This window comes from Streptomyces sp. NPDC058291 (genome assembly GCF_042880855.1).
Taxonomy (GTDB): domain Bacteria; phylum Actinomycetota; class Actinomycetes; order Streptomycetales; family Streptomycetaceae; genus Streptomyces.
Genome location: NZ_JBHVYK010000075.1, coordinates 21,021 through 28,768, shown reverse-complemented (window position 1 = coordinate 28,768; position 7,748 = coordinate 21,021). Strand labels below are relative to the sequence as shown.

The window sequence follows — 7,748 nt, the reverse complement described above, 5'->3', positions numbered from 1 at the left end:
GCGTCGTCCGGGGGCGCCGGTCGTCCGGCTGTCCGGCCCTCGCGCGGTTCGTGAGTCCGACCGCCGGGGGAGCGCGGGACGTCAGGTTCTGCCGCGCGGCAGGCGTGTGTCCGCTCTCCTCGCGGGCACGGTCCTCGGCAGGGCGTAGGGCAGGGCGCCGTACCAGAGGCGTGCCACGGCGAAGCCGAAGGCCAGGCACAGGACGCCGCCCACCGCGTCCAGCCAGAAGTGGTTGGCCGTGGCGACGATGACCACCAGGGTGCCCGTCGGGTACAGCAGCCCGAGGATGCGCACCCAGGGGAGACGGGCCAGAGCGAAGACGGTCAGGCCGCACCACACGGACCAGCCGATGTGCATGGACGGCATCGCCGCGTACTGGTTCGACATGTGCTTGAGGTCGCCGGAGGCCATCGAGCCCCACGTCCGGTGGGCCGCCACCGTGTCGACGAAGTCGCCGCCCGGCATCAGGCGCGGCGGCGCGAGGGGGTACAGGTAGTAACCGGCGAGGGCGACGGCGGTGGTCCCGAAGAGCACCAGGCGGGCGGCCGCGTAACGGCCCGGATGGCTGCGGTAGAGCCAGACCAGGACGGCCAGCGTGACGACGAAGTGCAGTGTGGCGTAGTAGTAGTTCATGCCCACGATGAGCCAGGTCAACGAGTTCACCGTGTGGTTGACCGACTCCTCCACCGCGATGCCGAGGCTGTGCTCGGCGCGCCAGATCCAGTCCGCGTTGCGCAGCGCGGCGCCGCGCTGCTCGGGGACCGCGTTGCGCACCAGGGAGTACGTCCAGTAACTCACCGCGATGAGCAGGATCTCGAACCACAGACGCGGACGGTGCGGGGTGCGCAACGGGCTCAGGCGGCGCTGTCGTACGCGGGCCGTGACAGGGTGAGGAACGGTCTGGTCACGGCCTTCCAGTGGCGTCACAGTCGGTTCACCCATGGACACAGAGTCTGCCAGAAAAGCCCTCTTGGCCCGATCATCCCCCGGTAGGGGCGGGGCCGCACGTTCTCCGCCGGAAAGACCCTCTTGGTCTCCTGCCGGAGCACCGGGCGAAGGGCCGCACCCTCCGTCCCGCGGACGACTGACCCTAGGGAAGGACGCGGTCCCGGGGGGCCGAGGCGGTCGAACCGCGCACCACCAGCTCGGGCATGAAGACGAACTCGCTGTGCGGGGCGGGCGTCCCGCCGATCTCCTCCAGCAGGGTGCGGACGGCGGCCTGGCCCATCGCCGGGACGGGCTTGCGCACGGTCGTCAGCGGCGGGTCGGTGAAGGCGATCAGCGGGGAGTCGTCGAAACCCACCACCGAGACGTCCTGTGGGACGGCCAGACCGCGCTGCCTGGCCGTTCGTATCGCGCCCAGCGCCATCATGTCGCTGGCGCAGACGATCGCCGTGCAGCCGCGGTCGATCAGGGCCGACGTCGCCGCCTGGCCGCCCTCCAGGGTGTAGAGGGAGTGCTGGACCAGCTCGGTCTCGATCGTCTCGGGGCTCAGGCCCAGCTGTTCCTGCATCGCCCGCACGAAGCCCTCGATCTTGCGCTGGACCGGCACGAAACGCTTGGGGCCGAGGGCGAGACCCACCCGGGTGTGGCCGAGCGAGACGAGGTGGGTGACCGCCAGGATCATCGCCGCCCGGTCGTCGGGGGAGATGAAGGGGGCCTGCACCTTCGGGGAGAAGCCGTCCACGAGGACGAAGGGGACGCCCTGGGCGCGCAGTTGCTCGTAGCGCTGCATGTCCGCCGTGGTGTCGGCGTGCAGACCGGAGACGTAGATGATGCCGGCGACGCCGCGGTCGACCAGCATCTCGGTCAGCTCGTCCTCCGTGGAGCCGCCCGGGGTCTGGGTGGCGAGCACGGGGGTATAGCCCTGGCGGGTCAGCGCCTGTCCGATGACCTGGGCCAGGGCCGGGAATATCGGGTTCTCCAGCTCCGGCGTGATCAGGCCGACCAGGCCCGCGCTGCGCTGGCGCAACCGGACGGGGCGCTCGTAGCCCAGGACGTCCAGAGCGGCGAGCACGGACTGACGGGTGGTGGCGGCGACGCCAGGCTTGCCGTTGAGGACGCGGCTGACGGTCGCTTCGCTCACCCCCGCCTGCGCGGCGATGTCGGCAAGCCGTGTGGTCACAGGGGTGGACTGTACCGGTCGGGTGCCGCCTTGCACACCGATCGGCCGCCGTGGGCGACCTGGTGAACGGGCCGCGCCGGGCTGCTGCGTCATCGCGCTCCCTCGTGAAAGTGATGGCAAGAGCTTTCAGAGTCTTGCACAGAGGCCGCCCGCCTCGCGGTGAGGCCGGTCAACCGCGACAACAACGGTCTCACGGTGGTCGAGGAGGGGTCACGCAGACGTCACGCGCGGATAACTTCAGAGGTGTCTTGCACTTTTTTTCTGCAAGGTCTTTCGTGCCGCTTGCAACGCTGTTACGTTCACGTCGCCCGGCGGCGGCAACGGCGCGGTCGGCACAGTCGGCAGGACGGCGGACGGGACCGCCGCCTGTAGCTATACGGGCTTTCACCCTCAAGGAGAAACTCATGCGGCGTGGCATAGCGGCCACCGCGCTGGTGGCGTCCTTCGCCCTCGCGGCGACGGCCTGCGGCGGAGACGACAGCGGCAGCGACGAATCGTCCGGGCCGGTCACCATCACCTGGTGGGACACCTCCAACGCCACCAATGAGGCGCCCACGTACCAGGCCCTGGTCAAGCAGTTCGAGGCCGCCAACAAGGACGTCAAGGTCAAGTACGTCAACGTGCCCTTCGACCAGGCGCAGAACAAGTTCGACACGGCCGCCGGCGCCTCCGGCGCCCCGGACGTGCTGCGCTCCGAGGTCGGCTGGACCCCTGCCTTCGCCAAGAAGGGCTACTTCCTGCCGCTGGACGGCACGGACGCCCTGAAGGACCGGTCCAAGTTCAAGGCGAACCTGCTGGAGCAGGCCAAGTACGAGGGCAAGACGTACGGCGTCCCGCTGGTCACCGACACGCTGGCGCTGGTCTACAACAAGGCCCTCTTCGCGAAGGCCGGCATCACCGCCGCTCCCAAGACGTGGGACGAGCTGAAGACCGCCGCGGCCACCGTCAAGGACAAGACCGGCGTCGACGGCTACTGGGGATCCACCCAGGCCTACTACGCGCAGTCCTTCCTCTACGGCGAGGGCGCCGACACCGTCGACGCCGGCGCCAAGAAGATCACCGTCGCCTCGCCGGCGGCGAAGAAGGCGTACGGCGCCTGGCTGGGCCTCTTCGACGGCAAGGGCCTGCACAAGGCCGACACCACGGCCGACGCGTACGCCCACATCCAGGACGCCTTCGTCAACGGCAAGGTCGCCGCGATCGTGCAGGGCCCGTGGGAGATCACCAACTTCTACAAGGGCAGCGCCTTCAAGGACAAGGCCAATCTCGGCATCGCGACCGTCCCGGCCGGCTCCACCGGCAAGGCGGGCGCCCCGACCGGCGGCCACAACCTGTCGGTCTACGCCGGCTCGGACAAGGCCCACCAGGCCGCCGCGCTGAAGTTCCTGAACTTCATGACCTCCGCCGCGTCCCAGGCGACCATCGCCCAGAAGAACTCCACGCTGCCCACGCGCGACGACGCCTACACCGCCGCCGTCAAGGCCGACCCGGGCATCGCCGGTTACCAGACCGTCCTGTCCGCCGCCCAGCCGCGCCCGGCGCTGCCGGAGTACAGCTCCCTGTGGGGTCCGCTCGACACCGAACTGCCCAAGATCGCGGGCGGCAAGGAGACCCTCGACAAGGGTCTGGGCAACGCCGAACTGGCCATCGCCAAGCTGGTGCCGGACTTCAGCAAGTGAGTCCGCGTGGCCGCCGGATCCCCCGGCACGGGGGGATCCGGCGGCCACCGGCCTGTGAGCCGTACCCCCCGTCGACGATCCAGCGTGAAGATCCAGAAGGTGTCGAACCATGACAGTCGCCATCGACCGCGCGACCGGCAAGCGCCGCGGTGACCGTGAGCCGGGGCCCGGGCTCACCGGACGCCTGAAGCGCGGCTACCACAAGCACTGGTACGCCTACGTGATGATCGCCCCCGTGGCGGTCGTCCTCGGCGTCCTCGTGCTGTACCCCCTGGTGTACGGCCTCTACCTGACGCTGACCGACGCCGACAGCCTCAACACCGCGCGCACGATCGGCGTCAACCACATCGACGCCACCTACAAGTTCATCGGCCTGGACAACTACGCCGACATCCTGTGGGGCCCCACCGCCTACGACCGCTTCTGGTCGCACTTCATCTGGACGATCGTGTGGACGGCGACCTGTGTCGTCCTGCACTACGGCATCGGCCTCGGCCTCGCCCTGCTCCTCGACCAGAAGCTGCGCGGACGGACCCTGTACCGGATGGTTCTGGTGCTGCCCTGGGCGGTGCCCACGTTCGTCACGGTCTTCGGCTGGCGTTTCATGCTCGCCGACGGCGGCGTCATCAACTCCGCGCTCGACGCCCTGCACCTGCCCTCGCCGCTGTGGCTGGAGGACACCTTCTGGCAGCGGTTCGCCGCGATCATGGTCAACACCTGGTGCGGTGTGCCGTTCATGATGATCTCGCTGCTCGGGGGCCTGCAGGCGATCGACGCCTCCCTCTACGAGGCCGCCGAGATGGACGGCGCGAGCGCCTGGCAGCGCTTCCGCTACGTCACCCTGCCGGGTCTGCGCTCGGTCAGCTCGACCGTCGTCCTGCTGGGCATCATCTGGACGTTCAACCAGTTCGCCGTCATCTTCCTGCTGTTCGGCAACACCGCTCCCGACGCGCAGATCCTCGTCACCTGGGCGTACTACCTCGGCTTCGGACAACAGCCGCGTGACTTCGCCCAGTCGGCCGCCTACGGCATCCTGCTGCTGGCCATCCTGATCGTCTTCACGTCGTTCTACCGCCGCTGGCTGAACCGCAACGAGCAGCAGCTCGCGATCTGAGGCAGGAGTTCCCATGAGTACCACCACAGCCGAGCCCTGCGCCCCGGTGGCCGAGCCGCGTCCCGCCAAGGCCCCGCGCCGGGCCCGGCGACGCGGCGAGAACAGCCTCGCCGGCTCGCTCGCCTCGCACGGCGTCCTGATCGTGGCGAGCCTGATCGCGCTCTTCCCGATCGCCTGGCTGGTCTATCTGTCCCTCGGCCCGGACAAGGACGACTACCTGCACCCGGGCGGCATCTGGGACAAGATGACGTTCGCCAACTACTCGTCCGTCCTGCAGCACACCGAGTTCTTCGACTGGCTGAAGAGCTCGCTGATCGTCACCCTCGGCACCACGGCCATCGGCGTGCTCATCGCCGCCACCACCGGCTACGCCGTCTCGCGCATGCGCTTCCCCGGCTACAAGAAGTTCATGTGGGTGCTGCTGGTCACCCAGATGTTCCCGGTCGCCGTGCTCATGGTGCCGATGTACCAGATCCTGTCCGACCTGCAGCTCATCGACAACTACCTCGGCCTGATCCTCGTCTACTGCACGACGGTCATCCCGTACAGCGCCTGGCTGCTCAAGGGGTACTTCGACACCATCCCCTTCGAGATCGACGAGGCGGGACGCGTCGACGGGCTCACCCCGTTCGGCACCTTCTTCCGGCTGGTGCTGCCGCTGGCCAAGCCCGGCCTCGCGGTGGCCGCCTTCTACAACTTCCTCACCGCGTTCAGCGAGGTCGCCTTCGCCTCGACGTTCATGCTCAGCGACGACAAGTACACGCTCGCCGTCGGTCTGCAGTCCTTCGTCAGCGAGCACGACGCCCAGCGCAACCTGATGGCCGCCACCGCCGTGCTGATCGCGATACCCGCCGCCGTGTTCTTCTACCTCGTGCAGAAGAACCTGGTGACCGGCCTCACCGCGGGCGGCACCAAGGGGTGACCTCGCCCCCTGCTCCCCCCGAAGACCCGAGGCGGTCGCGGTCACCATCCGACCCCGCTGCGACCGCGGCCGCCTCGTCACCCGCCCCCTCCCTCCCTGCCCCTGACCCGATGACTCCGTTAGGTACCAAGGACGCCATGAGCCAGCAGCCCGCAGCCCCGGCCCCCGCCCCCACCTCGGCCGAAGCCACCGTCGCCCAGCACCGGGACTGGTGGCGGGACGCGGTGATCTACCAGGTGTACCCCCGCAGCTTCGCCGACAGCGACGGTGACGGCATGGGCGACCTGGAAGGCGTCCGCTCGCGCCTGCCGTACCTGCGCGACCTCGGCGTGGACGCCGTCTGGCTCAGCCCCTTCTACGCCTCCCCGCAGGCCGACGCCGGCTACGACGTCGCCGACTACCGCGCGGTGGACCCCATGTTCGGCAACCTGCTGGACGCCGACGCCCTGATCCGCGACGCCCATGGACTGGGTCTGCGGATCATCGTCGACCTGGTCCCCAACCACTCCTCCGACCAGCACGAGTGGTTCAAGCGGGCGCTCGCGGAGGGCCCCGGCTCGTCCCTGCGCGACCGCTACCACTTCCGCCCCGGCAAGGGGAAGGACGGCGAACTCCCGCCCAACGACTGGGAGTCCATCTTCGGCGGCCCCGCCTGGACGCGGGTCACCGAGCCGGACGGCGCGCCGGGGGAGTGGTACCTGCACCTCTTCGCCCCCGAACAGCCCGACTTCAACTGGGACCACCCGGCCGTCGGCGACGAGTTCCGCTCGATCCTGCGCTTCTGGCTGGACATGGGCGTCGACGGCTTCCGCATCGACGTGGCCCACGGCCTGGTCAAGGCCCCCGGACTTCCCGACCTCGGCGCCCACGACCAGCTGAAACTGCTGGGCAACGATGTCATGCCGTTCTTCGACCAGGACGGCGTCCACGAGATCTACCGCCAGTGGCGGCTGATCCTCGACGAGTACTCCGGAAACAAGAAGGGGCCCGAAGGGCCTTCCTCGGCAGGGCGGGGGCGGGAGACGGGTGGGCGCATCTTCGTGGCCGAGGCCTGGACCCCGACCATCGAGCGCACCGCGAACTACGTCCGCCCCGACGAACTCCACCAGGCGTTCAACTTCCAGTACCTGAGCACCGCCTGGAACGCGGCGGAGCTGCGCGAGGTCATCGACCGCACGCTGGAGTCGATGCGCCCGGTCGGCGCCCCGGCCACCTGGGTCCTGTCCAACCACGACGTGACCCGGCACGCGACGCGCTTCGCCAACCCGCCCGGCCTCGGCACCCAGATCCGCACCGCCGGCGACCGTGACCTCGGTCTGCGCCGGGCCCGCGCGGCCACGCTGCTGATGCTGGCCCTGCCCGGCTCCGCGTACGTCTACCAGGGCGAGGAGCTCGGCCTGCCCGACGTCGTCGACCTGGCCGACGAGGTCCGTCAGGACCCGGCCTACTTCCGCGGCGCCGGCCAGGACGGCTTCCGCGACGGCTGCCGGGTGCCGATCCCGTGGACGCGAGAGGGCTCGTCGTACGGCTTCGGCGACGGCGGCAGCTGGCTCCCGCAGCCGGCCGGCTGGGGCGAGCTGAGCGTCGCGGCCCAGACGGGCGCCCCGGGGTCGACCCTGGAGCTGTACCGCTCGGCCCTCGGCATCCGCCGTGCCCGGACCGACCTGGGCGCCGGTGACTCGGTCGAGTGGCTGAAGGCCCCGGAGGGCGTCCTCGCCTTCCGGCGCGGCGAGTTCGTGTGCGTCGCGAACACGACGGGGGACTCGGTGACGATCCCGGCGTACGGCCGGGTGCTGCTCGCGAGCGACGAGGTGGCCGGGACGGACGCCGGCGAGGCGAAGCTCCCGGCCGACACGACCGTCTGGTTCACGACCGCCTGACCGCACGACCGCACGACCGCCCGACCGC

At 69.8% G+C, this 7,748-nt stretch carries 6 protein-coding genes; 4 read left to right on the top strand and 2 right to left on the bottom strand.

The features are described 5' to 3' along the window. Window positions 1–81 precede the first annotated feature (81 nt). Window positions 82–942 carry a phosphatase PAP2 family protein gene (locus tag ACFVYK_RS29305; protein ID WP_389779231.1) on the bottom strand — a complete coding sequence of 287 codons (861 nt, stop codon included), beginning with the start codon at window positions 940–942 and terminating at the stop codon, window positions 82–84. A gap of 148 nt (window positions 943–1,090) precedes the next feature. After that, window positions 1,091–2,125, bottom strand: a complete 1,035-nt coding sequence (locus ACFVYK_RS29300) for a LacI family DNA-binding transcriptional regulator (RefSeq protein WP_389779229.1) — start codon at window positions 2,123–2,125, stop codon at window positions 1,091–1,093. Window positions 2,126–2,529: 404 nt separating this feature from the next. Here ACFVYK_RS29300 and ACFVYK_RS29295 point away from each other — a divergent pair, with 404 nt between their 5' ends. From ACFVYK_RS29295 to ACFVYK_RS29280, 4 genes are all read left to right on the top strand, one after another. Then, window positions 2,530–3,804, top strand: coding sequence for an extracellular solute-binding protein (locus ACFVYK_RS29295; RefSeq protein ID WP_389779227.1), 1,275 nt, complete (start codon window positions 2,530–2,532; stop codon window positions 3,802–3,804). Window positions 3,805–3,913: 109 nt separating this feature from the next. Next, window positions 3,914–4,918 (top strand): carbohydrate ABC transporter permease, encoded by a 1,005-nt coding sequence (locus ACFVYK_RS29290; protein WP_389779225.1) that lies wholly within the window; start codon window positions 3,914–3,916, stop codon window positions 4,916–4,918. Between the two features lie 13 nt (window positions 4,919–4,931). Next, window positions 4,932–5,840, top strand: a complete 909-nt coding sequence (locus tag ACFVYK_RS29285) for a sugar ABC transporter permease (RefSeq protein WP_389779223.1) — start codon at window positions 4,932–4,934, stop codon at window positions 5,838–5,840. Between the two features lie 137 nt (window positions 5,841–5,977). Beyond that, a complete protein-coding gene (locus tag ACFVYK_RS29280; protein WP_389779221.1) occupies window positions 5,978–7,720 on the top strand; it encodes an alpha-amylase family glycosyl hydrolase in 1,743 nt (580 codons plus the stop codon). Window positions 7,721–7,748: the final 28 nt, after the last annotated feature.

Coding starts and splice junctions, on each gene's coding strand:
- ACFVYK_RS29305 (WP_389779231.1), bottom strand. CDS start 942: ATGGGTGAACCGACTGTGACGCCACTGGAAGGCCGTGACCAGACCGTT.
- ACFVYK_RS29285 (WP_389779223.1), top strand. CDS start 4,932: ATGAGTACCACCACAGCCGAGCCCTGCGCCCCGGTGGCCGAGCCGCGT.
- ACFVYK_RS29290 (WP_389779225.1), top strand. CDS start 3,914: ATGACAGTCGCCATCGACCGCGCGACCGGCAAGCGCCGCGGTGACCGT.
- ACFVYK_RS29295 (WP_389779227.1), top strand. CDS start 2,530: ATGCGGCGTGGCATAGCGGCCACCGCGCTGGTGGCGTCCTTCGCCCTC.
- ACFVYK_RS29280 (WP_389779221.1), top strand. CDS start 5,978: ATGAGCCAGCAGCCCGCAGCCCCGGCCCCCGCCCCCACCTCGGCCGAA.